We start from the raw sequence: 22,969 nt of genomic DNA, 5'->3' as shown, positions 1-22,969 counted from the left end.
CACCGAGTTCATCCAGGACCAGGCGGTGAAGCTTGGCCCACACCCGGGCCTCCGTCCACTCGGTGAACCGGCGGAAGGCCGTCACCCCCGACAGCCCGAAGCCTGGCGGCAGTTGGTTCCAGGTGCAGCCTGAGGTGGCCACGAAGATGATGGCAGCCAGCACCTCGCGGTCCCCTCGCCGCCGGTGCCCTCCACCCTGCGGGCGGACCGGAGCCGGCGGCACCACCCGCTGGAACAACGTCCACAGCTCTTCCGGCGCCATCCGCTCGACAAGCGCAGCAGCCATCACCCTAGACTGCCGCAAGATCACGCCAACTGAAATAGCGTCTAAGGCCCAAGTACTGGGGGAGATGCCACGGTACTTCGCTCTGGTCCGGCTCGCCGCATCCGCCGGACTCGAAGTGACCGCCGTCGGTGAGCCCTGGCAAGCCGTGTACGGCAAACACGTCCGGACGGCACGCCGCACAACAGGGGACACGCCCGTCGCCGCGGTCACCTGACCTGGGGTGCAAGGCTGCAGCTTTGTACCCCCTGTTGTCCTGGCCGCCGTAGTGCTGCGCGGATACAGGAATGATCTGCTGTTCGCCGGCGGCGCGTTGCTATGTTGGTGCGGCACGGTGCGAGTGGTGATCTGGATGCCGTTCCGGATGCCATGGAAGCGGCTGCCGGGGGAGCAGTGTGGATCTGGTCTACGTCTCGGAACGCAAAATCTACGGGCGGCTCGGTATGCGGCTTTCCTCTACCCAGCAGGGTGTGCAGGCCGTAGTGAAGATTCCGCCGCTGGTCGAAGTATCGGGAAGCCGGACCTGGGAGGGATCGGCTGAGCCCATGGCTCCGCACGCGCTGGTGGAGAGGGCCAAGCGAACCATCGAGCGACGGTTTGCCCCGGTGTCGTTCACCACGCGGAACCTGCAGCCGAACCAGTGGATCAGTTTCGATCTGCCCATGGCCCAGGTGGCCGTTCACGAAGACAGCGGGCGGCCCCCTGAGGATGTTGCGCTGTTTGTCGGCCAGGTCCCTGCACCGGCGGTGGGTCAGCCCCGCGACTTGGGATTCATGCTGTGCGGGTCGGTGCAGCACCTGCGTACGCAGGTGTGTGCACATGGGCGGATGGGTTCGGACACCACCTGGCTGCACGATCTCATCCTTGAGGTCGAGCGACGCGAGGCGGACGGGCTGAATGTCATCCCGGAGTTCCTGAACGAACTCATGCCGCAACGGCGCAGTGACGTGCTCATCGAGGACGCGGCGCTCGGGGTGCACGGGTGGGTCGACAGGCAGTACCCGCCCTCGACGCGGGGACGTATGCGCGGGCATGCCATCGTGCTGTTGGATATCGACCGCCCGAGGTGGGTTCGCCGTCTGGTGCTAGCGACGCCGTTGTATGTGGAAGCTGTTCATGAGCAGGCGCCAGCGCAGCCAAGGCGGATCACTTTCCCGAGGATCCGCCGGCGCTCGAACACACCCTGACGTTCAAGCTCGTTGCTGTGCCGGCGAGGTGGACATCAGGTCTTCCCGCGCCTGATTTTTGATGCCCACGATGAGGCGGTGCAACTCCGTCCAATGCTCCCAGGCGTCGTCATCGACGTGGGAAGACGACAAAGCAAGGTCGAGTCCCGGTTCCCTCATCGCCAGCCGGGTGTGCATGATGAACTTTGCGTACGGCTGCTGCAGTTCGCGGATCTTCCGCAGGACGTCAGCGCTCCAGTAGAACTCTGCCGAGGCCGCGCCTGCCGGTGGCGATACCACTTCCCAGGGCCTGCGGCTGACGAGGGCCTCGGCCTTGTCCCGCATCTGCTTCTCGTCCGAGGACGCCCCAAAGTGAATTTCGTCGAGAGTCTGACCCATCTGGTGGAGCCAGAGACCGAGAACCTCGTAACTCGACCTGAGTTCTTCACGTGACCTCATGCGCAGGTCGGTTTCTCGTTGCAGTACCTGCTGGCGTTCGAAGAGCTCCCGGCTGCCGTCGAAATGCCGGTCCATCAGTTCAATCTGATGCACGGTACCGCGAGCGGCGACGGCGTAGCCCATCCGTGTGCCGATCGCCAGGGCGAGGAAGAGGGTGATCAGGTTGGCTACCAAAGACACAGAGTGATCAGTCACTCGGCCAGTCTCCGCAACCACCCCAGTGTGCGCAGGGACATGAAGAAATTCGGGCGGGACGGACACCCCGGCCCGCGGGTCTGCGGGCTGACGGTAGCAGCGGCGACCCTGCCCGGCGACGGGCAGTGGCAGGTGCTGAACGGAAGGTGTGGGCCGGAGGCAGATTGACGCGAGTTGTGCGGCCTTGCTCAAGGGGGTGCCGCGGGGAGGGTAGCGGTGGCGAAGGGGATCCCGGCAAGGAAGGGCGCCTGGCGGGGCCTGAACTAGCGACACGATAACGCCGGGACAAGCGCCGCGAGGCGATCCGGCCTTGAAACACAGCGCGTTCGCACCGAAACCGACCGCGTGCGAGCGGACAGCTTCTGACTCGCTGGGGAGGTATCCCGGGAACCGGGCAGTCTGGTGCCGGCGCCACGAGACGGAGCGGACTCACGCGCGTGTTAGTGGGCTACTCGCGTGTCTTCGACTGACCGGTCGGGCCCGTCGGAGGCTGCGGCCCAGTCATCCGGGTGGGATATGGGCAGCAGCCGAAACTGCTGGGCGTGCGTGCTGTCATACGGCGTAGCAGCCGTTTTCATGCGGGTGTGGTCGTTGATGAGCATCTCGATCACGCGTGCGGCTGTTTGCAGGTCGTCCGCCGTGGTGCCGGCCTCCATGGCCGTGGGGGAGGAGACGGTGCCGTCAACGCCGCGATCCACATAGAAGCCCTGCTGCTTGGCGAGGTTGGCCTCACCGGCGGCGCGCTCGGCCTCCTCCTGGCGTTTGTGGTGCGCTTCCTCCCATGCCGCATAGCCCGATCCCCCCTCGGGCACGGCACTGTAGCCACCCCAGAACTCGGCGAGTTCGTCTCCGAAGACGACGGCCGCAAGGTACTTCCTCGTGTGGCTTCGCCCGTGCTGAGCCAGCTCGTCCACCGTCCGTGACCTACCATCGCCCTGGCTCCAGGCCGTCTGGAAGGCGTCATAGATCCACAGCGCCTTCCCGAGTTCCTCCTGCGCGAGGACGGTGAGGGACCGCGCCCGCCCGAAGGACCCTGCGGACAGCAGCGTGTGGGCGTCGGCGATCAGCGAGGATGCGTTGTCCACCAGCGCCTTCCAGAACTCCCGCGCCTGCTGCGGGCTCATATCGACCATGACAGCCCTGCGCTTTCGTTGTCTGTGGATCCGTCCGACGCCGACCGCGCTTCCACTGCCCTGCCAAGCGGCACAATGCAATTCAGCGGGCTAGATCGTCCCCGAGTGCGCGTTCTGCGTTGTCCAGGAGCTCCTTGTACGTCAGTACCTCAATGCGGCCCAGGTGGGTGTTGACGGTGCGCAGCACGTCATTGATCGTGTCTTCCGGAACCCCGGGCTGCGCGGCGGGGTGGCCGATGAGGATGAGGGCGCGTGCCCGCCGCGTTTCCAGGCCGAACTGATCTCGGATGCGGAGACGGTGCTCGTCCAGGTGCACCAGGTAGTTGAGGGCCTGGCCCACTGCGTCGTGGACCTGCGCGCTGGGCACCCAGCCGCTGCGGTGCCGCTTTACCAGTGATCCGCGCAATGCCACCGAGCGTTTGATCTCTACGATCTGCAGCGTGCAGTCGCCGCGGATCAGCGGGATGTCGACCTCGTCGCCGGGCACCAGCCTGCGCCGTGCGGCCTCTCCGGCGAACTGGCCCCCGAAGATCCAGAACTGTCCCTGCAGGACCTTCTGGAGGTCCCGTTCCAGAGCGTGAGGGTCCTCGGCCACCTGCCGGAGTTTCGCCAGGCCGGCCCTGCGCTGCGCGAGCTGCAAAAGCGCAGCAACAGCCTGCGCGTCGTCGAGAGCTCCGAGCGCGTCCAGGTCCTGCGGCGCGCGTCGGATGATACCTAGCAAGCGCTTGAGGCTGCGGCGGCCCTCCTTGGCGTCCGTGGACCCCTCTGCTGCCCTCTGCGTGCTGTCTTCCGCGCGCGATGTCCGGACGGCGCTCGACAGCAAGAGCTCCAGGTCCATCTGAGGGGCCTGCGCGAAGGGCGGGGCGGCGCTGTCGAAACAGGGGCCGCCGGTCAGCTGGCGCAGGCGAAGCAACGGGAACTGGATCTCCCGCGTCGCGTCGCGTCGGTCGAGCGTCCCGCTGGCTTGCGCACGCCGGTGCGGACCCACGACGCGACGGGTGCCTCCTGGTCCACGGTGCACTCGCCGAGATACCGGCACAGCTGTCTCTGCTGTTCGAAGACGCGCAGGGGCAGCCCGCGCCGTAGGTGATGGATCAGCATCTGGATTTCCCGGCTGATGTAGTCGCCGTCCTGCAGGCAGCCCGGCACAGAGAGGATGTCGCCGTCCCAGCACGGGGCTGGCTGTATGTCCGGCGCCGGTGCCCTCCGTACGAAGAGGAAAGTGTTCGGAGTGGTGCCGCTGGAGCCTCCGTAGCCGGACCGGCTCCCGCCGTACACGTCATGCAGCTTGCGACGCTGCACCACGGTTCCCGGCGGAACGATCCAAGGGATGCTGCCCACGGGGTCGTCCGCTGATGCCCGCTGCAGGCGCGGCAGACCAGCCCACTGCTCCCGGGACAGATCCAGGCGGACGAGCCCGAAGTCCCCACGGTAGTAAGACCGGTCGGTGTCCCGGATGCTGTGCGTGAACGCGGTGAGGCCGGCAGTCCGCAGGGCCTTCAACGGCACGGGAGAACTCAACGAGATTGAGCCGAAGTCGAAGACGACGGCCTTCGCGGGCGGTTCCAGTACCGATGCAGGAGTGTTTTCCGTGCCGCGGACCGTGCCGACAGCCACCAGGCCGCCGATGCGGCCCGGTCTCCACAGGGCGACGGGGTCCCCGACTGCGACAGCCTCTGTGGTGACTGCACGGTGAGGCAGCAGTTCGCCGTTGCGTTCGATACTCAGTCGCGACACGGCGCGATCCGCAACCGCGAGCCATCCCTGCAACGATCCCTCCCCGGCCGACACGTCTTTATATGTCCGTGCCCATCATGGTCGGCGGCACTGACATACCCCCAGCCGAGTCCGGGCGTCCCTGACTGGCTCTGTGAGGCGGACGAACACCGTGTCGACTGCAGCGGGTTGTAGGACCTCACGTGCATGTGGAGCACGCGCACGACCGTCTCGACGCCACCGTGCACGGACAGACCCCCACGCATGCAGGGAAGACGGCACATCCATCCAGATGGCGATCGTGGAAACATCCCCACGCGTGTGGGGAAGACCCTTGCCGAACTGCAGCTTTGTAGATCAATAGGCCAGCTTTCGTTCACCTTACAGGAATCGGGCCGGCGCTGACTTCGGCGCGGAGCTGCGAAACTTTGACGCCGTTTCACTTGGTGAGTCGTCGGTAGTTGATGAGGCTGGTGGCGATGGCGGTGAATGCGAGGAAGTGCTCAGGCTTTCGTTCGTAGCGGCGGTGCAGGCGGCGGCAGCCGGCGAGCCAGGACATGGTCCGCTCGACCACCCAGCGGTGTCGGCCCAGTCGCTGTGAGGTGTCGGTGCCGCGGCGGGCGATGCGGGGTGTGATGCCTCGTTCGCGGAGCCATCGCCGCAGGTGAGAGTAGTCGTAGCCCTTGTCTCCGTGGAGTTTCGCAGGCCGCCGCCGTCGGGGACCGCGTCGGCTGCGCACCGGTGGGATGGATGCGATCAGCGGCTGCAGCGCGAGGCTGTCGTGTGTGTTGGCAGCGGAGATGGCGACGGCGACGGGGAGGCCGCTGCGGTCGACGACGAGGTGGATTTTCGATCCGCTCTTGCCTCGGTCGGTCGGATTCGGTCCGGTCAGCTGCCCCCTTTGAGTGCTCGGACGCTGACAGAATCGACGGCGAAACGCGACCAGTCCAGCTCGCCCTGGGCTCCGAGTTCATCGAGGATGACGCGGTGCAGACGGGCCCAGACCCGGGCCTGGCTCCAGCGGGCGAAGCGCCGGTAGACCGTGGGCCAGGCCGGCCCGAAGACTGGTGGCAGCTGCCGCCACGAGCACCCTGACGTGGCCACGAACACGATTGCCGCCAGACACTCGCGGTCCCCGGCCCGTCTCCGGCCGCCTCCCTGCGCGCGTACGACCACCGTCTCGGGCACGACCCGGCGGAACAACTCCCACAGCTCGTCCGGCACCAGGCGCTCAGCAAGACTCGTCATACCAACACAACGACCCCGGCCACCAAAGGAAGCGATCTTTAAGCAGATGTCCTCCTGCGGCAAGTGCATACGAGGGCTGCTCTGCCTCCACTGCAACTCGGCGCCCGGATACGTCCGTGACTCGGTCGAGATGTGCCACAGGATGGCGGACTATCTCTCGGGCAAGCTGTGAGATCAGGCGGGTGTCGTTATCCACCCCTGCTGAGGAGCTTGTATAGCTCGACGGTTCCCCCTCTCGTGGTGTAAACGATCAACTGGTGGGCCTGTTCCAGGCATTGGTATGGACGTTCATGTATTTCCCCGGGGCTGAGTTCACGTAATTCCCCAGCCCCGGGTGCTAGTGGCGGCTACTTGACCGACGGTTTGGTGGGCTTGTCGGTGGGGTTCTTGGGGCGCTTGTTCGGTCGGTAGCTGGGGCCGTTCATGATGACCTGGTGACTCGTGTTGATGAGCCGGTCGAGGAGGGACTCGGCAACGACGGGGTTAGGGAGGAGGGGATACGAGTCGCTGGGCGCCCGGTTGCTGGTGATGATCAGGGACCGGCCCTGCCGCTCGCTGCCCAGTTCGTAGAGGTCGTCGGCGTGGGCCGCGGAGAGCTGGCGCATGGCGAAGTCGTCGAGGATGAGCACGTCGGGCCGTACCAGTTCGCGGATCCGTTTCTCCCAGGTGCGGTCCGCGTGGCCGCCGGCGAGTTCGGCGAGGATCCGGCTGGTCTTGGCGAAGCGGACGTGGGCGCCCTGTCGGACAGCGAGGTGGCCCAGCGCCTGGGCGATATGCGTCTTGCCCACCCCGACCGGGCCGAACAGAATGACGGACTCGCCTGCGTGCAGCCAGCGCAGGGCATCCCGGACTCCGCGCTACCCATGGCCAACACAGAGGAACCGCCACAGAGAGTCACATGACGCTCAAACCGCCCCACATACTGAAAATGTCGTGTCTCGTTGATCTCCGGGCAGTCTCAGAGATCTCCGGGCATCGGCCCCTACATCCGGCACAAGTCCGGACACTCGGGTACCGGCTTACTCATCCCATGCCTTTCCCGGGTCTGGCGGTGGCGGCTGGTCCGCCGGACGATGACTGGATGGGCAAGCGGGAGACACCGGAGGAAGCGGTCCGCCGACTCGGGCGGGAGGTTTTCGGGTTCCTGGCGGAGGCGGGATTTACCGGACCTAACGACGTCGATGGTGGCTTCGACTATGCCGGTCACGACCTGCGGATCACCATCTACCACTACTTCTGGAAGAACGAAGCTGAAGTGGTCGCAGACGTCGGCATCCTGGGGGACTCTGGCCCCAAGATCCACGCAAGCATTGCTCAGCTCTACGCCGAGTGCAGCCTCGGGGCCATCAATCATCTGCCAGGCAGTGCCAGCAGCACCAGGCTGGCTGAACTTCGCGTCCGAGCCTTCGCCGCCGCCCTGAGAGCCTTGCTGCCATGCCTCCTCACCCCCAATCGCACCGCGCTCGTCCGCCGGGCATCTGCCCGCCCATGACGCTCGAAGCCCGGGTGCTGGCCAACGTTGGTGTTCTAGGGTCCGTCTTCAAAGATCTTTCGAGTGGTGGATCATGGTGGGGTGATACGCCGTCATGAACTCACTGACCAGGAGTGGGAGTTACTCGCTCCTCACATACCGCGGGCGGCGACGGGCCGGCCGCGGGTGTCGGACCGGCAGATCATCAACGGGATGGTCTACAAGATCCGGACCGGGATCTCCTGGCGTGACCTGCCCGAACGCTACGGCTCATGGCAGACGGTCTACACCCGCTTCCGCCGCTACGCCCTCGACGGCATCTTCACCCGGGCACTCCAGCAGATCCAGGCCCGGGCGGATGCGGCCGGCGACATCGACTGGCTCGTCCAGATCGACTCCACCATCGTCCGTGCCCATCAGCACGCCGCGGCCACGGGCCGAAAAAGGGGATCCACCGGCCGGACGAACCGGATGATCATGCCCTCGGCCGATCCCGAGGCGGACTGACAACCAAGATCCACCTCGCCTGCGACGGCCGGGGACGGCCGCTGGCCGTCATGCTCACGGCTGGCCAGCGTCACGACGGCGTCTGCGCACGCCCGCTTCTCGAGCGGATCCGAGGGAGCTTGCAGCGGCGGTCACCCTCGCGGGTGATGATGAGCATGGTGACTCCGTAACTTGTTAAGCGGCCCAGGGGGCCGGATGTGGCTGAGTAGGGCCTGCCTGCAGTGGCTGGCGAGGAGTGGCCGTCCGGCTCTCCGGGGCACCCTGACTGCTGATTGAGATGTGCGCGCCTTGTGCGGTCGCTGATTACGGAGCGGACAGCGGGGTGTTCCTCGGGCCAACGGCACTGTATGTGGAACGAGGAGCGTGCGAGTGAGTAAGCGACGTGGCCAAGCCTGGTGTGGGATCGACGCGGGCAAGGGCCATCACTGGGCGGCGGTGGTCGACGAAAGTGGCGCGACTCTGTGGTCGAAGAAGATCGACAACGATGAAACAGCAATCCTCACGGCACTTGGCGAGATCCTGGACCTGGCGGATGAAGTCCGCTGGGCAGTGGATATCTCTGGCATGGCTTCTGCCTTGCTGCTGGCCTTGCTCGCCGCGCACGGTCAACAAGCCGTTTACGTGCCGGGCCGCACCGTCAACCGCATGGCTGGCGCCTACCGAGGCGAAGCCAAGACCGACGCCCGCGATGCCTACGTAATCGCTGACACAACTCGCCACCGCCAGGACTTCGCAATCATCGGGGTACCTGCTCAACTGGGGGCCGACCTTGCCCTGCTGACCGCGCACCGGTCGGATCTGGTTGCCGACCGGGTACGGATGATCAACCGGTTGCGTGATGTGCTCAGCGGCATCTTCCCCGCACTTGAACGGGCTTTCGACTACTCGGACCGCAAGGGTGCTCTCATCTTGCTGACCGGGTACCAGATTCCCGCCGTCATTCGCCGCCGCGGCCGGGCAAGGCTGACGGCCTGGCTCGCCAAACGCGGCGTCCGTGGAGCCGACACGGTCGCTGCCACCGCTCTGGAGGCTGCTCAGGCTCAGTACACCTCGCTGCCCGGCGAGGATGTCGCTGCGCAGATCGTCGTTGATCTGGCCGTCCAGATCCTGGCGCTGGACGACCGGCTCAAGCACGTCGACCGGCAGATCCGGGAGACATTCCGTACCCACCCGCAGGCGGAGATCATCGAATCATTGCCCGGCATGGGGCCGGTACTCGGCGCCGAGTTCGTCGTAGCCGCCGGTGACCTGTCGGCTTACACGGACGCAGGCCACCTGGCCTCCGCAGCAGGGCTGGTGCCCGTGCCGAGGGACTCAGGCCGTCGCACCGGCAACCTGCACCGTCCCAAGCGCTACAGCCGGCGCCTGCGCAGGGTGTTCTACCTGTCCGCGCAGACCAGCATTATCCGCGAAGGCCCGAATAGGGATTTCTACCTCAAGAAGCGCGGCGAGGGCTGTAAGCACGTCCAGGCAGTCATCGCACTCGCCCGCCGACGCGCCAGCGTCCTGTGGGCGCTCCTTCGTGACAACCGGGCGTTCACCCCTGTTCCACCGGCCGTGTGATGAGGATCTTTGAATTCAGATATCGTCATCAGCAGGTGTATGCCGGATAGACCCACCCCTTGTTCAGTGCCGTCCTGGAGTCATCAGCCGACCGGTTCAAGCGCCCGCGCAGCCGCGGTGACTTCGGGCTGCGGGCCCCTGTGGACAGGCACGGTCCGCCCAAGCAAACCAGTTACATGCACAGTTGCCCCCGAACAGCCGGGGCCCGCTCGGGGCACGATTCGTGGGGTTGCGATAGAGCCGCCGACAGCGACTGCGGCGAGGGTACGACCGCGCATCTTGAGAGCGGTCAGGTGAGCAATTCGAAGAGGTAGACGCTCTGCTCACCCCCCACTGCAAGCTCGTGAGCGGTTGGGCTCCAGGCACACGAGTACAGGGCCCATTCCGTTCGGACAACCGCAACGGTGCGCTGAGCCGCGACGTCCCAGATCCGTAGGGTCTTGTCGTAGCTGGCGGTGGCGAGCCAACTGCCGTCTGGGGAGATCGCCACCGAGGTCACCCCGCCGGTGTGGCCGGTGAGGGTAGCGGTGCAGTTGCCGGTGGCGCGGTCCCAGATCCGTACGGTCTTGTCGTAGCTGGCGGTGGCGAGCCAACTGCCGTCTGGGGAGATCGCCACCGAGGTCACCCCGCCGGTGTGGCCGGTGAGGGTAGCGGTGCAGCTGCCGGTGCCGCGGTCCCAGATCCGGATCGTCTCATCATGGCTTGTGGTGGCGATCCAGGTACCTTCCGGGGAGATCGTTACAAATTGCACCGCGGCGGTGTGGCCGGTGAGGGTAGCGGTGCAGTTGCCGGTGGCGCGGTCCCAGATCCGTACAGTCTTGTCGTAGCCGGCGGTGGCGAGCCAACTGCCGTCCGGAGAAATTGCCACGGCTCGCACGGCGTTGGTGGAGGTAGTGAAGGTGGCTGTGCAGACGCCAGTGGCACGGTCCCAGATTGCCACAGTACGGCCATTCTGGGCGGTGGCGAGCCAGGTACCGTCGGGGGAGATCGCCACCCCATACACCGTGTTGATGTGGCCGGTGAGGACTGCGGTGCAGTTACCGGTGGCGCGGTCCCAGATCCGTACGGTCTTGTCGTAGCCGGCGGTGGCGAGCCAACCACCATTGGGGGAGATCGCCACCGACACCACCGTGTCCGTGCTATCAGGCAAAGAAGGATAGTGGTTGACGAACTCCAGATCCCAGAGCCGCACGGTTTTATCGTCGCTGGTGGTGGCGAGCCAGGTACCGTCTGGGGAGATCGCCACCGAGGTCACCCCGCCGGTGTGGCCGGTGAGGGTAGCGGTGCAGCTGCCGGTGCCGGGGTCCCAGATGCGGATCGTCTCATCACGGCTGGTGGTGGCGAGCCAGGTGCCGTCCGGAGAGATCGCCACGGAGGTCACCCAATGTGTGTGGCCGGTGAGGGTAGCGACGCAGCTGCCGGTGCCGCGATTCCAGAGTCGCACGGTTTTATCGTTACTGGTGGTGGCGAGCCAACTGCCGTCTGGGGAGATTGCGACCGAGGTCACCCCGCCGGTGTGGCCGGTGAGTTTGCTGGTGCACCGGCCGGTGGCACGGTCCCAGAGCCGCACGGTTTTGTCCCAGCTGGTGGTGGCGAGCCAACTGCCGTCTGGGGAGATCGCCACCGAGGTCACCGCGCCGGAGTGGCCGGTGAGTTTGGCGGTGCACCGGCCGGTCGCACGGTCCCAGATGCGGAGCCCGCGGGAGTCTTGGGTCGTGGCGAGCCACGTACCGTCCGGGGAGACCGCCACCGAATCTGTGCTCCTGGCGTGCTGTGTAAGTGCCGGGTTGCGCCGTGTGAGGGTGGCTGTGCAGGCCCCGGTGGCGCGGTCCCAGATCCGTACGGTGACGTCGTCGCTGGTAGTGGCGAGCCAGGTGCCGTCGGGGGAAATTGCCACTGACCGAACGGAACGGGTGTGGCCGGTGAGGATGCGGTGCTGTGCCGGGTGGGCGGCGTCGGGTCGCGGCCAGCGGCTGGCGAGGCAGGGACGCAGGGCAGGATCGTTCCGGCGGGCGGTTATCTGAGAGTGCCAGTGAGGGTCGGTGTCCAGGCGGCAGTGCAGCACGTTGGTCAGAGCCTGTGGCGGATCCGTGGGCGTCAGGAGGTGGGCCGCCCGCGCAAGACTGTGCGCGAGTAGGCGGGTGCGCGGGCTGCCAACGCGGACAAGGTCGTTCCAAGGGGCACTGGGGCCTCGCTTGGCCAGCCGCGCTTCAACCCACCGTATGTCGGTTGCCACTGCCTCGGCGGAGGCCCTGTGGCCGGCGGCAAGGAGGTGCTCGATGAGGTGATCCGTCAGGTAGCCGTCCTGGAGGTGCCACCAGGCACGCCCGGGGGCCGATGCTGTTGGGCTGAGCGGTTCTGCCGGTGGCAGGCCGACGGCGATGGCGTCGACCAGAAGCGCGTTGACACGGGCCAGGCCGGCCTCGCCGAGCCGGGCACGTAGGTAGTCGCGGACAACGTCGTGTAGGGAGATCCTTCCACCGTCCTGGGGGGTAAGACTGAGCACGGACAGACGTTCCAAACCCCGGCACAAGGCGCGGGATTGGTTCTCGTTCAAGCCGCCGGTGGCCTGCCACAGCTTGACGACCATCGATACGGGGATCGACTCGTCTTCCGCGAAAACGCCGAGTTCGGCAAAGTGGTCTTCACCGCCGGGCGGCAGCAGTTCGGTTGCGGCCCGGACCGAGGCGTCCACGGCCTGGTTGCGCAGGTGCGGGTCGTCCAGACTCCATGCAGCCGACGGAGCGTCAACGGCTGCCGGGCCGTACGTGCGCAGCCGGCCGAGGAGTTGCTCCGCTGCGTCAGAAGGACCGACGCCGGCGGCGACCTGTTCGCCGATCAGACGGTTGGTCAGGCGCAGCAGCAGGGCCCACCGGCCGGTCGCTCTCAGCAGGTTCTCCACCAGCGGTCCGGGCAGCGGTGGCAGACCCCATGTCAGGACGATCCTGGCCTGGGCCGACGACATCTCGTCCACGCGAATCCGGCGCGCTTGCGGCGGCAGCAGGTCGGGGTTGCGGGTGGTGACCAGGCGCACGCATCGGCGTCCACCTCGCAGGAAGGGCCGGAGTTGCTCCATATCCCACACGTCGTCCAGGACGAGCAGGGTCGGGGGACGCTGCTCCAGGAGCCGGCCCAAATGGGCGCCAGCGAGGCCAGGATCGTCGAACTGGGTGGTGTCGCCAGTGACGAACCGAGTGACTTCACCCACTTTGGTGGCCACCGCGGCACGACCACGGACGTCTCGGCCGATGGTAACGAAGTAGATACGCCCTCTGAAGCGCCGCTGTACCCGCCGTTCGGCACACACGGCCGTGGCCAACGTGGTCTTTCCGAACCCACCAGCGCCCCAGAAGGAAGTGGTGACGGCCACGGCCCGCCCGCCGCGAAGCACGGCTGCCACCGCGGTGCGCGTTTGGGCTCGGTCCACGAACCACTCCGGAACCTCCGGTGGAGGAGGGGGCGGCGGATCTTCTCCGGTCCCAGGTTGTCCTTCCTGCAGCCACGCGGCCAGGGCAGCAGCTGCGATCGACACAGCGCCCAGACCCGCTACCCACGGCCAGGGATGCGTTCGAAGCGAGTCCACCAGACCCGGCCATCGCTCATCGGACGTGGCCGCGTTTCCCGCCAGCGCCAGCAGCACTGCCAGCACGGCACCCACACAGGCCAGTAGCATCAGTCCAACGCGACGAACCCGCACCACGCCCCCGAATTCGGCCTCCGGGCGTGAACCATACCGACGTGCCAGCACGCTGTCAGCCGAACCGCACATGGCTACCCGGTAGCGACGCCAACAGCCGAAGGACCGAAGCTATGGAATACCGCCCCCTCTAGTGTCCTGAGTCGTTAGTTCGCTTGCGGTTGTAGAGTGGGGCGGTGCCTGGTCCGAAGCCGTTGCCGCTGGAGTTGTCCGGGCACGAACACCGGGTGCTGCGGGGCTGGTTGCGCAAGCAGACCGCTTCCCAGGCGCTGGTGCTGCGGTCGAGGATCGTGCTGGCGTGCGCGGAGGGCCTGTCGAACGCGCGGGTCGCGGATGATCTGGGCGTCTCGCGGGAGACGGTGCGTAAGTGGCGGTCCCGGTTTGTGGCGGACCGGCTGGAGGGCCTGGTGGATCGGCCACGTTCGGGGGCGCCACGGAAGATCACGGACGAGCAGGTCGAGGCCCTGGTCGCCAGGACGCTCGGCCAGACGCCGCCGACGGGTGATTCGCACTGGTCGACGCGTTCGATGGCCGAGGCGGCGGGCATGTCGCAGTCGGCTGTCTCCCGGATCTGGCGGGCGTTCGCCCTCAAGCCGCACATCGTGGAGACCTGGAAGCTGTCGACCGACCCGCAGTTCGTGACCAAGGTCCGGGACGTGGTGGGCATCTACTTGTCGCCGCCGGAGAACGCCCTGGTCCTGGCGGTGGACGAGAAGTCACAGATACAGGCGCTGGACCGGACCCAGCCCGTGCTCCCGATGGCGCCGGCCACACCGGCGAAGATGACCCATGACTACGTCCGGCACGGCACGACCAGCCTGTTCGCCGCCCTGGACATCGCCTCCGGCTCGGTCATCGCCCAGCACTACCGCCGCCACCGCCACCAGGAGTTCCTCCGCTTCCTGAAGGTCATCGACGCCGCCGTCCCCCAGCACCTCGAACTCCACCTGGTCCTGGACAACTACGCCACCCACAAGACCGAGCCGGTCAAGAAGTGGCTTCTCCGGCATCCCCGCTTCCACCTGTACTTCACCCCCACCTCGGCGTCCTGGCTCAACCTCGTCGAGCGCTGGTTCGCCGAGCTGACCTCCCGCAAACTCCGCCGCTCGACCCACCGCAGCGTCGTCGAACTGGAACGGGACATCCGAGGCTGGATCAACGAGTGGAACAAGAATCCCAGGCCGTTCGTCTGGACGAAGACTGCCGACGACATCCTCGACACTCTCGCCGCATACTGCACACGAATTAACAACCCAGGACAATAAATCCTAGACAAGGGTGTACCTGTTGAACGATGTTCCAGATCTTGGGCCCATGCCCCAGCGGGTCACCATCAGTGCCGAACAGGCAGGGCGGCTCGTGGCCGAACAGTTCCCACAATGGGCCGCACTACCTGTGACGGCTGTGGAGAAGGGCGGCTGGGACAACCGGACCTTCCACTTGGGCGACACCATGTTGCTCCGCCTGCCCAGCGCGAAGGAGTACGCCTTGGCCGTGGACAAGGAGCACCGGTGGCTACCCAAGCTGGCACCCGCTCTCCCGCTGCCAATCCCGGTGCCGCTGGCGAAGGGGAGCCCTGGTGCGACCTACCCGTTCGCGTGGTCGGTCTACGGGTGGATCGACGGCACGCCCGCGACGTTCGAGTCCGTTGTCGATCCGATCCGCTTCGCCGAGGAACTGGCCAACTTCGTCGCCGCGTTGCAAAGCATCGATGCCTCGGAGGGGCCACAGCCTGGCAAGCACAACTGGTTTCGTGGAGCAACGCTGCGGACCTACGAGGCGCAGGCGCTCGGTGCGCTGGACACGTTGCACGGCCGCATCGACGTCGCGCTGGCACGCGAGTTGTGGGCTCAGTCGCTCGAGGCGCAGTGGGACGGGATCGACATCTGGTTCCACGGCGACCTTGCCCAGGGAAACCTGCTCCTTGAGGACGGACAGCTCACCGCCGTCATTGACTTCGGTACGTGTGGCGTGGGGGACCCCGCTTGCGACCTCGCGATCGCGTGGACCTTGCTCTCGGCCGACGGCCGCGGCTTGTTCCGGAAGCGGCTCGGCGTCGACGATGCGACGTGGGCGCGCGGACGCGGCTGGGCGCTGTGGAAGACGCTCGTCTCGTGCGCCAACAGCCTGGGCGAGGACGGCGCTGACGCCCGTAACGCGCGACGCGTGCTCTCAGAGATCCTCGCTGATCGAGGCTGAGGGGTCATAGGGGAGCGCGGACCCGCCGGGGCCACCGCCTGAGAGGCAGTCTGCCTACGCAACCGGCCCCGCAGCAGGCGGTGTTCGTGATCCGACAACTCTAGCGGCAACGGCTTCGGACCAGGCGCTGCCCCACTCTGCAACCGCAAGCGAACTAACGACTCAGGACACTAGGGCGTGTTTTGAAATTGCTGGTCACGGCCATTCGTTGATGGCTGCGCCCGCATCTGGTTGGCGGGTGGGAGGGTGTCGGGGTTGTCGTTGGCGAGGCGGGCTGCGGTTGCGGGTACGGCGGCCGCCATCGCCTCCGCCTCACCGACCCGGCTGTGGAAGGACAGCACCCGCCTCAACCGCTCCTCAACCGCCGCGCGCATGAGGCCGGTCTGTACGGCGGCGAGGCGGGCTCCGCGTACCGCCTCGGCGCCGGTCGCCTCGGTGGTGAGCGCGGTGTTCAGGTCGGGCTCGTGGATGTCCAGGCACAGCACCTGGTACGGCGCCACGAGCCCCATGCGGATCGCCTCGCTGAGCTTGAGCTTGTACGCGACCGGCCCGAACCCCGGTGAGTCGTCGTCCATGGACGCCACCAGCCGCGGCCGGTTCCCGTCCCCGTCGGTCTCCCAGATCCGCGCGGTGGCGGTCATGTACAGCCGCCGCACGGCCGGTACCTGGGTCTGGTCGTGCACGGCCGCCCACGGCTTGAGCCCATCCCCACTGACCCGGTGCGCCTCGTCCACCACCATCAGGTCCCACACCCTGAGCCCGGCGGCGTGCGCGCTGGAGGGTGCCCATGCCGACCGACGCGTAGGTCGCGAACACGGTGACCGTCTCGGGGCCGGCGGTCCACGCGATGCCGGCAGGCCCAGCAGGACGCACCGAAGCCCATGAAGGGCTTCGCCGGCTTCCCACGCCAGGACCTTGACGCAGTGACTGCCGGCCTGACCCTGCCCTGGAGCCCCGGGGTCGTCGAAGGAGACGTGAACCGGGTGAAGACACTGAAGCGGGCTATGTATGGCCGAGCCTCGTTCGCCCTCTCCGGACCCGGATTCTCACCCAACCATGAGGGCTGCGACCCACCTTCGCCTCATGCGACGAGCCTGGTGGCAAAGGCTGCTATCAGGGTGTCCGCTCTCAGCAGCAGCTCAGGGTTGGAAGTTCCCGCCACGCGGACAGAAACCTCATCGCCACCCGCAGCCTTGGCAAGGTGCACTTCGAGGTGATGGTCCGATCCGACGAGTGGATAGCTGTACCAACGATCTGTGTGCTCATCATCGGTGGCCTCAAGACCGAGTTCGATCACCTGCCAGTCGGTGCCATCGAAGTCATAGTTGGCGTAGCGCGCCAAGAGAGCCAAGAAGGGCTGGACGTTCTCGCTCCAGATCCAGCCCTCTATCCCGCGTTCCCGGTCGCTCTCTACCATCCGGCCAGGGTGCCACATGCATCCGGCCAGGGTGCCACATGCGCACGTTCGCTCCCTGCCATATGTCCGTTCACGGAACTGCGGACAGAGGCGCGTAAATCCCCTCGGCCGGTCTTCGCCTCAGTTCGTCCGCTGGTAAACCGAGGGGAGAGGGTGGGGAGCGAAGAGCGCGTCCTGCCGGTGGTGGTGCGGAAAAGCCGTTGTCCTGGGACCCGTTGGGGCTGATAGACAGGGGTATGGACGACAAGGTCATGTCCCCGGTCGAGCGGATGCTCGCGGAACGCGCCTGCGAACGCGTCATTGTGGACTTCATCCACCGCCTTGATCTCGGCGAGCCAGGTTCGGTGGCTGAGCTGTTCACGCCCGATGGCGTCTGGCACTGGCCTTTCGGGGAGCGGCGCGTCGAGGGGCGCGGGGCCCTGCGCTCCTACTTCGCCTCTCGTCCGGCTGACAGGCTGTCGCGCCGTCTGATGACGAACATCCTGGTCACGGTGGAGTCCGAGGCGACAGCGCGCGCGGTCTCTTATCTGACGACATACCGGGTCGACGGCTACTCAGGTGGCATGATCGAGCCCAGGCTCCCTGCGAACGTCGGCCACTACGAGGACGTCTTCCGGAAGATCGACGGCGTCTGGTTCCTCGCCGGCCGCACTGTCTTCCTTCCCTTCGGCGGCGGAACGGAACGGCTCCCCGTCGCGGATGCATCATCCGCCTGAAAACAGCGCCTTGCGGCCCGGTGACCGTCCCCGATCACCGCCCGGCGCGGCCTGCTGGCCCGCCTGCACTACCTGACCCGTAGCGACCGTGCCCGCACCGCTGCGCGGGAGGCCGGCTTTACCGCGAGCCCCCGCACGATCCGGGCCTGGCTCGCGCGCGAGGGGGAGCGGGTGCCCGTTCCCCCTCGCGCGTGAACCTCGCCGCGATCGAGCAGGCCTACCGCGCGGTGCGGCGCGAGAACGTCGCCCGCTACCTGCTCGCCCGCCTCGACCGGGACGGGCGCGGGACCCGGGTGGAGTTCCACCCGCTCCACCAGTCACAGGTCACCCGGCCCCATCAGCGCGTGGCGGAGTACCGGACGCTGAACGTGCGGCACTGGGACCGGATCGTCGCGGCCTGGGCGGCCGGTGAGGACGATGACGCCCTCGACACCGCGTGGGTGGACGACGCTGTGGCCGACTTCGGCTCCCAGCAGGGCCAGTACGGGTTCGTCACCACCATCGGCTTCGCCGCCTGACACAACCAGGCGAATCACCCGGGTCAGGGCCGTCACCGCGGTTTTGCCCCGGCCGGAACCGCTGCCCCGAGCACGGGCCGACTACGCGGCAGTGATCTGCGCAAGGGCGTCCTGGAGTCGGCGGATGGCCGCCTCGGCCGCCTCGGCCTCCTTGCGCACTCGTCGCGCACTCGTCCTGGCGCTGCGCACACCGGTCAGTCCGCGGTGCCGCTGGGCAGTGTGACGGTGAAGCAGGCGCCGCCCTCCGGGCCCTGGCCGCTCGCGGTGATGGTGCCGCCGAGCCGGGTGGTGAGGCGGTGGGCGATGGCCAGGCCGAGGCCGCTGCCGACGGGGCGGATGTCGCGGTAGCGGTCGCGCAGTGCGCCGCGTTCGAACGCGATGGCGGCGTCGTCGTCGGACAGGCCAGGGCCGCCGTCGCGGACCTGGATGACGGCGTGGCCGTCTTCGGCGCGCAGCGCCAGGACGAGGGGGCTGCCCTGCGGGGTGACGCGCAGGGCGTTCTCCAGCAGTCCGTCGGCGATCTGCCGTACGCGGGAGCCGTCCGTGTCGGCGAGGACCGGGGTCGTCGGGTGTTCGAGGCGGAAGTCGACGTGGTGGCGTGCGCACAGCCGGGACCAGGTCTTGGCGGCCTCCTCGACCAGGGCGGCCAGGTCGGTGCGCCGGATGTCGAGGTGGAAGTCGTCGGCTTCCAGGCGGGCGAGGCGCAGCAGGTCGCTGACGAAACCGTCGAGCCGCCGGGTCTCGGTGAGGAGGGTGCGCCCGACGGCCGGGAGTTCCTCGGCGGGCACGACACCGTCGTCCAGGGCCTCCGCGTAGCCCTTCACGACGGTCAGGGGGGTACGGATCTCGTGGGAGACGGACAGCAGGAACTCCCGCTGCCGGTTCTCGCTGCGCGTCAGCGCCTGGTCGAGGACGGTCAGCGAGCTGCCCAGTTCGACCGCTTCCGCCGGGCCGCTCACGGGGCCGTGCAACCCGCGCTCGCCCGCGGCCAGCCGGTGGGCTACGGCAGCGGCCGAGGTCAGCGGCCGGGCGATGCGGCGGGCCAGCAGCGCCCCGGCCAGCGCGGCGCCCAGCAGCCCGGTGGCCATCGGCAGCAGCAGGCTGTTCTGCATGCGGCCAGCGGCCCGCCGTACGTCGGTCATCGGCTGGGCGAGCACGACGGCGCCTCCGCCGGGGGATGGATGTGCCTCGACCATGAAGCGCCGGCCGGCGAGGGTGGCGGTGGTGGACACGGAGCGGCCGGACAGCAGCCGGTCGTGGTCGGTGTCGGTGAGCGCCGGTGCGGCGGGTCCGGCGACTCTGCCGTCCGCGGCGACGACGGCGAGCCGCACGCCGTTGGATCCGGCCAGCCGCTGCTCGTCCGCGCGGAGGAGCGAGCCGGGCGCCGGGACGCGGCTGAGGACCGTGGCCTGGCGGGCGAGCTGGTCGCGTTCCTGTGCCTCGGCACTCGAATGGGCCGTCTCCCCGGCCGTGATCCCGGTCAGGACGACCGCGAGCGCCGCCACCAGTGTCGCCAGCAGGACGATGGCACTGGTGAGCGTGTTGCGCACCGGCCACCGGTGCCCGAGCCGGAGCCGGAGCCGGAGCCGGAGCCGGTGCAGGAGCCGATGGGGGAGCCGCTGTTCCGGCGGCGACCCGGTGGGGTGCCTTGCCGTCTTGCGCATGCCGCCTTCCTCACGCCGGGCCGGCGCTGTAGCCGACCCCGCGAACGGTGCGGATGCGGCCCGCGTCACCGAGCTTGCCGCGCAGCTGGGAGACGTAGACGTCGACGACCCGGCCGTCGCGGTAGTCGGCGTACCCCCAGACGTGGGACAGCAGCTGCGCGCGGGTGAAGACCTGGCCGGGCCGGCGCATCAGAAAGGCGAGGAGGTTGAACTCGGTCGTGGTCAGGCCGACCGGCCGGCCCTCGCGGTAGACGGTCCGGCGGGCCGGGTCGAGGGTGAGGGTGCCCAGGGTCAGCACCGGCTCGCCCGGCGGCCCGGCGGCCCGGCGCAGCACCGTCCTGATCCGGGCGACGAGCTCGCGCGGCGAGAACGGCTTGGTCAGATAGTCGTCCGCGCCGAGCTCCAGGCCGATGATCCGGTCCGCTTCCTCGTCCCGTGCGGTGACCATCACCACCGGCGTCCAGTCGCCGCCGTCCCGCAGCAGGCGGCAGAACTCGATGCCGTCGAGGCCGGGGAGGGTGAGGTCGAGCACGATGGCCACCGGACGGAGCCTCCGGGCCGCCGCCAGGCCGGCGCGGCCGTCGCTCTCCACGTGCACGCCGAAACCGTCCCTGGTCAGGTAGAGCCGCTGCAGGTCGGCGATGTGCGCCTCGTCCTCCACGACCAGAACGAGGCCCTTGTCCTCGGGCATGTGCACCGAGCGTAGCGGCCGTGGCCCCCGCGCCCCGTCCTGGCGAGGGCCGGTCGGCCGATCCTTACGTTCCCCGAACGATCCTCGAACGCCCGCCTCGTACGGCCCGTCCATGCTCGGTGGTGGCCGGGAAGCGCCCGGCCGCCACCGTCTGCCGGGGGCGGGAGAACCGGCCGCAGCGGTCTCCCGCGGCCCGGCGGAATGCGGCCGCGGCCCGCGGGGAATGCGGCTGCGCCCCGGTGGAATGCCGCGCTCCCGCTCGGCGGGCCTGGTCCGGCAGGCAGGGCCCGTCACGATGTCGACCATGTGAAAGAGGAACGCCATGGCCAAGTTCAAGCTGGGCAGGACACTTGTCGGAGCGGCCGCGCTGGGACTCGCTCTCACCGCCTGCTCCACCGACAGTGGGACCACGGCGTCCGGCGAGGCCGGTGCCCGGTCGAGCAGCTGCCCCACGCCCCCGGCTCCGGGCCCGCAGGGCGCCCCGGGCGCAGGCGCCGCAGCCCCCTCGGGCACACCCTCCGGGGTCCCCTCCGGCGCGCCCGGCGGTGCGGGCGCCGGCAACCAGCTTCCGATCGCCTCGACCGTGGCCAAACCCGACACCGCCAACAGCAAGGTGATCTCGGCGACGGGGCCCCAGATCGAGTGCGGCGGGAGGGAGGTGGAGACGCACGACGACATCGTGTACTCCACGCCGAGCACGAACGGAACGAAGACCGAGCTGAAGCTGGACCTCACCGTCCCGAAGACCGACGGCGCGAAGCCCCTGGTCGTCTACATCCCCGGCGGCGGCTTCCTGACGGCCCAGAAGGAGCAGGGCCTGAACCGGCGGACCTACATCGCCGAACGGGGCTACGTCGTCGCCAGCGTCCACTACCGCACCACCACGGACGGGGCCACCTACGTCGCCGGCCTCGCTGATGTGAAGTCCGCGGTCCGCTACCTGCGCGCTCATGCCGGCGAGTACGGGATCGATCCGGGTCGGGTCGCTGTGTGGGGCGACTCCGCCGGCGGTTACCTCGCCGCCATGGCGGGCACCACCGGCGGGGTCAGGAAGTTCGACGTCGGTGACAACCTCGACCAGAGCAGCAAGGTCCAGGCCGTCATCGACGACTTCGGGCCGGCCAACCTCTCCAGGATCGGCGCCGACTTCGACGACAAGACCGAGCAGGCGAACCTCGCCGCCGGCAACATGACGGCCAAGTGGGTCTACGGCCCGGACACGAACAAGTCCGTCGCCGCGTACACGGACCAGGTCAAGGCCGCCGACCCGGCCACGTACGCGGACGCGGACGACCCGGCCTTCCTCCTCTACCACGGCGACCAGGACCGCCTGGTCTCGCCCAGCCAGACCCTCGCGCTGCACAACGCGCTCCTGGCCAAGGGCGTGGACAGCACCCGCTACCTCATCACGGGCGCCGGCCACGGCGACGGGGGCGTCGGGATGCCCGCCTCGATGACCGCGCCCTGGACCACCCGGAAGGTCGTCGACCAGCTGGTCGGCTTCCTCGACGATCACCTGGGCTCCTGACCCGGCGCACAGGGACGAGCTCAGCCGTCCGCGCCCAGCAGGGCATGTGTGTCGGCCGTCTGGTGCCGCCACAGCCGGCGTGAGATCTCCTCCGGGTACGCCGTGACCGCGGGCTCCGTGCCCACGACCTGGGTCAGGCGGCCGGGGTCGTAGGCGGGCCGGCCGGTCACCACCGGCTCGCGCGCGAATGCCGCGCCGGAGCCCCTGCGTGTCCGGCTGCACGGCACGCCCCGTCCGGGTTGCACCGGCGCGCGGGAGGCGTTCGCGTACCTGGGCGTGATCCGGCCCGCAGCCGAGCGGGCGGCCGGGATCGGATCGAGCGGGAGGCCCTGGCGAGGGCGGCCCGGTGGGCGGGTCGGAATTCTGACCTCCCACCGGGCCTGACCTACAAGAACGCGACCTCCCGTTCAGTCCTGCCGTTCAGTCCTTCCGCTCATGCCTCCCGCTCATCCGGTGGGGGTTGCCTGCGTCCTTCCGTGTCCGTGGGTGACGCGCGGGGTCCGGGCACGGACGCAGGGACGCAACCGCCGACGTCGTGGGGGCCAGGAGCAGCCGGCACCCGCGGCAGGCCGGGCGGCGAAGGCCCCGACTTCGGGTAGCAGCAGGCGCGAGGTCACGCCCCGGTGAGCGGCTGCTGTGCCGCATCGGGAAGCACCACCCGGAGATCTCGGCAGGCCTGCCATGGGCGCGGCGCTCGCCGGCCAGACCTGTCTCGTGGACGGCCTGCTGCTGGCCGGGATTACCAGCGAGGAAATCCGCTCCGTCCTGGCCGACCGCCCGTACCCGGCGCCCGCCGAC

The 22,969-nt window shown here is 68.2% G+C and carries 22 protein-coding genes and 2 pseudogenes; 11 read left to right on the top strand and 13 right to left on the bottom strand.

What is annotated here, in order from left to right:
- On the bottom strand, positions 1 to 286 hold a 286-nt coding region (locus MB828_RS11635), incomplete at its 3' end, for a transposase (protein WP_301648089.1).
- A gap of 392 nt (positions 287 to 678) precedes the next feature.
- Between MB828_RS11635 and MB828_RS11630 the strand changes: the two genes are divergently transcribed.
- Positions 679 to 1,470 carry an SAVMC3_10250 family protein gene (locus MB828_RS11630; protein WP_301648088.1) on the top strand — a complete coding sequence of 264 codons (792 nt, stop codon included), beginning with the start codon at positions 679 to 681 and terminating at the stop codon, positions 1,468 to 1,470.
- Between the two features lie 3 nt (positions 1,471 to 1,473).
- Here the strand turns inward: MB828_RS11630 and MB828_RS11625 are convergent, their stop codons facing one another.
- The 5 genes from MB828_RS11625 to MB828_RS11605 form a co-directional block, all read right to left on the bottom strand.
- Positions 1,474 to 2,103, bottom strand: a complete 630-nt coding sequence (locus MB828_RS11625) for a hypothetical protein (RefSeq protein ID WP_301648087.1) — start codon at positions 2,101 to 2,103, stop codon at positions 1,474 to 1,476.
- 440 nt (positions 2,104 to 2,543) lie between these two features.
- A complete protein-coding gene (locus MB828_RS11620) occupies positions 2,544 to 3,227 on the bottom strand; it encodes an AbiV family abortive infection protein (RefSeq protein ID WP_301648086.1) in 684 nt (227 codons plus the stop codon).
- Between the two features lie 91 nt (positions 3,228 to 3,318).
- Positions 3,319 to 4,074, bottom strand: a complete 756-nt coding sequence (locus MB828_RS11615; RefSeq protein ID WP_301648085.1) for a Shedu anti-phage system protein SduA domain-containing protein — start codon at positions 4,072 to 4,074, stop codon at positions 3,319 to 3,321.
- Between the two features lie 53 nt (positions 4,075 to 4,127).
- Entirely contained in the window at positions 4,128 to 5,006 is an 879-nt protein-coding gene (locus MB828_RS11610) for a hypothetical protein (RefSeq protein WP_301648084.1), read from the bottom strand.
- Positions 5,007 to 5,391: 385 nt separating this feature from the next.
- Positions 5,392 to 6,200 (bottom strand): IS5 family transposase gene (locus MB828_RS11605; RefSeq protein WP_374210451.1). Its coding sequence is split into 2 segments (ribosomal slippage): positions 5,392 to 5,846 and positions 5,846 to 6,200, totalling 810 coding nucleotides; the frame shifts between segments, so codons are not numbered across the junction.
- A 46-nt stretch (positions 6,201 to 6,246) separates the two neighbouring features.
- Between MB828_RS11605 and MB828_RS46845 the strand changes: the two genes are divergently transcribed.
- Positions 6,247 to 6,372 (top strand): endonuclease domain-containing protein, encoded by a 126-nt coding sequence (locus MB828_RS46845; RefSeq protein ID WP_430381362.1) that lies wholly within the window; start codon positions 6,247 to 6,249, stop codon positions 6,370 to 6,372.
- A gap of 175 nt (positions 6,373 to 6,547) precedes the next feature.
- On the opposite strand, the pseudogene MB828_RS11600 reads toward MB828_RS46845, so the two are convergent.
- A pseudogene (locus tag MB828_RS11600) lies at positions 6,548 to 7,051 on the bottom strand (ATP-binding protein); the annotation flags it as partial.
- Positions 7,052 to 7,281: 230 nt separating this feature from the next.
- Here MB828_RS11600 and MB828_RS11595 point away from each other — a divergent pair.
- From MB828_RS11595 to MB828_RS11585, 4 genes are all read left to right on the top strand, one after another.
- The gene (locus MB828_RS11595) at positions 7,282 to 7,692 is read left to right on the top strand and encodes a hypothetical protein (protein WP_301648082.1); all 411 of its coding nucleotides are present in this window, start codon (positions 7,282 to 7,284) and stop codon (positions 7,690 to 7,692) included.
- An 81-nt stretch (positions 7,693 to 7,773) separates the two neighbouring features.
- Entirely contained in the window at positions 7,774 to 8,178 is a 405-nt protein-coding gene (locus tag MB828_RS11590; RefSeq protein ID WP_301648081.1) for an IS5 family transposase, read from the top strand.
- On the top strand, positions 8,121 to 8,348 hold the full coding sequence (locus MB828_RS46840) for a transposase (protein WP_430381364.1): 228 nt from the start codon (positions 8,121 to 8,123) through the stop codon (positions 8,346 to 8,348). The genes MB828_RS11590 and MB828_RS46840 overlap by 58 nt, the downstream gene beginning before the upstream one ends.
- Before the next feature lie 199 nt (positions 8,349 to 8,547).
- Positions 8,548 to 9,741 (top strand): IS110 family transposase, encoded by a 1,194-nt coding sequence (locus MB828_RS11585; RefSeq protein ID WP_301648080.1) that lies wholly within the window; start codon positions 8,548 to 8,550, stop codon positions 9,739 to 9,741.
- Between the two features lie 289 nt (positions 9,742 to 10,030).
- On the opposite strand, the gene MB828_RS11580 is transcribed toward MB828_RS11585, so the two are convergent.
- Entirely contained in the window at positions 10,031 to 13,414 is a 3,384-nt protein-coding gene (locus MB828_RS11580) for an NB-ARC domain-containing protein (RefSeq protein ID WP_301648091.1), read from the bottom strand.
- Between the two features lie 200 nt (positions 13,415 to 13,614).
- Here MB828_RS11580 and MB828_RS11575 point away from each other — a divergent pair, with 200 nt between their 5' ends.
- Together MB828_RS11575 and MB828_RS11570 are read left to right on the top strand one after the other, a co-directional pair.
- Complete coding sequence (locus MB828_RS11575) at positions 13,615 to 14,703, top strand: IS630 family transposase (protein WP_301648079.1); 1,089 nt, start codon at positions 13,615 to 13,617, stop codon at positions 14,701 to 14,703.
- A gap of 49 nt (positions 14,704 to 14,752) precedes the next feature.
- On the top strand, positions 14,753 to 15,637 hold the full coding sequence (locus tag MB828_RS11570) for an aminoglycoside phosphotransferase family protein (RefSeq protein ID WP_301648078.1): 885 nt from the start codon (positions 14,753 to 14,755) through the stop codon (positions 15,635 to 15,637).
- A gap of 170 nt (positions 15,638 to 15,807) precedes the next feature.
- On the opposite strand, the gene MB828_RS11565 is transcribed toward MB828_RS11570, so the two are convergent.
- Both MB828_RS11565 and MB828_RS11560 read right to left on the bottom strand, forming a co-directional pair.
- Positions 15,808 to 16,377, bottom strand: coding sequence for a hypothetical protein (locus tag MB828_RS11565; RefSeq protein ID WP_301648077.1), 570 nt, complete (start codon positions 16,375 to 16,377; stop codon positions 15,808 to 15,810).
- A gap of 341 nt (positions 16,378 to 16,718) precedes the next feature.
- A complete protein-coding gene (locus tag MB828_RS11560; RefSeq protein ID WP_301648076.1) occupies positions 16,719 to 17,054 on the bottom strand; it encodes a hypothetical protein in 336 nt (111 codons plus the stop codon).
- A 236-nt stretch (positions 17,055 to 17,290) separates the two neighbouring features.
- On the opposite strand from MB828_RS11560, the gene MB828_RS11555 reads away from it, so the two are divergent.
- The gene (locus MB828_RS11555; RefSeq protein ID WP_301648075.1) at positions 17,291 to 17,770 is read left to right on the top strand and encodes a nuclear transport factor 2 family protein; all 480 of its coding nucleotides are present in this window, start codon (positions 17,291 to 17,293) and stop codon (positions 17,768 to 17,770) included.
- Positions 17,771 to 17,797: 27 nt separating this feature from the next.
- Positions 17,798 to 18,288, top strand: a pseudogene (locus MB828_RS11550) (transcriptional regulator); the annotation flags it as partial.
- 194 nt (positions 18,289 to 18,482) lie between these two features.
- Here MB828_RS11550 and MB828_RS11545 read toward each other — a convergent pair.
- Both MB828_RS11545 and MB828_RS11540 read right to left on the bottom strand, forming a co-directional pair.
- Positions 18,483 to 19,952 (bottom strand): sensor histidine kinase, encoded by a 1,470-nt coding sequence (locus MB828_RS11545; RefSeq protein WP_301648074.1) that lies wholly within the window; start codon positions 19,950 to 19,952, stop codon positions 18,483 to 18,485.
- 10 nt (positions 19,953 to 19,962) lie between these two features.
- Complete coding sequence (locus tag MB828_RS11540; protein WP_301648073.1) at positions 19,963 to 20,643, bottom strand: response regulator transcription factor; 681 nt, start codon at positions 20,641 to 20,643, stop codon at positions 19,963 to 19,965.
- A gap of 322 nt (positions 20,644 to 20,965) precedes the next feature.
- Between MB828_RS11540 and MB828_RS11535 the strand changes: the two genes are divergently transcribed.
- On the top strand, positions 20,966 to 22,171 hold the full coding sequence (locus tag MB828_RS11535; protein ID WP_301648072.1) for an alpha/beta hydrolase: 1,206 nt from the start codon (positions 20,966 to 20,968) through the stop codon (positions 22,169 to 22,171).
- Between the two features lie 20 nt (positions 22,172 to 22,191).
- Here the strand turns inward: MB828_RS11535 and MB828_RS11530 are convergent, their stop codons facing one another.
- Positions 22,192 to 22,341, bottom strand: a complete 150-nt coding sequence (locus MB828_RS11530) for a hypothetical protein (RefSeq protein ID WP_301648093.1) — start codon at positions 22,339 to 22,341, stop codon at positions 22,192 to 22,194.
- Between the last annotated feature and the right edge of the window lie 628 nt (positions 22,342 to 22,969).

Source organism: Streptomyces arenae (assembly GCF_022343545.1).
Lineage (GTDB): Bacteria > Actinomycetota > Actinomycetes > Streptomycetales > Streptomycetaceae > Streptomyces > Streptomyces humi.
The sequence above is the reverse complement of the archived record's forward strand: the minus strand, read 5'-3'. Positions and strand labels throughout refer to the sequence as shown.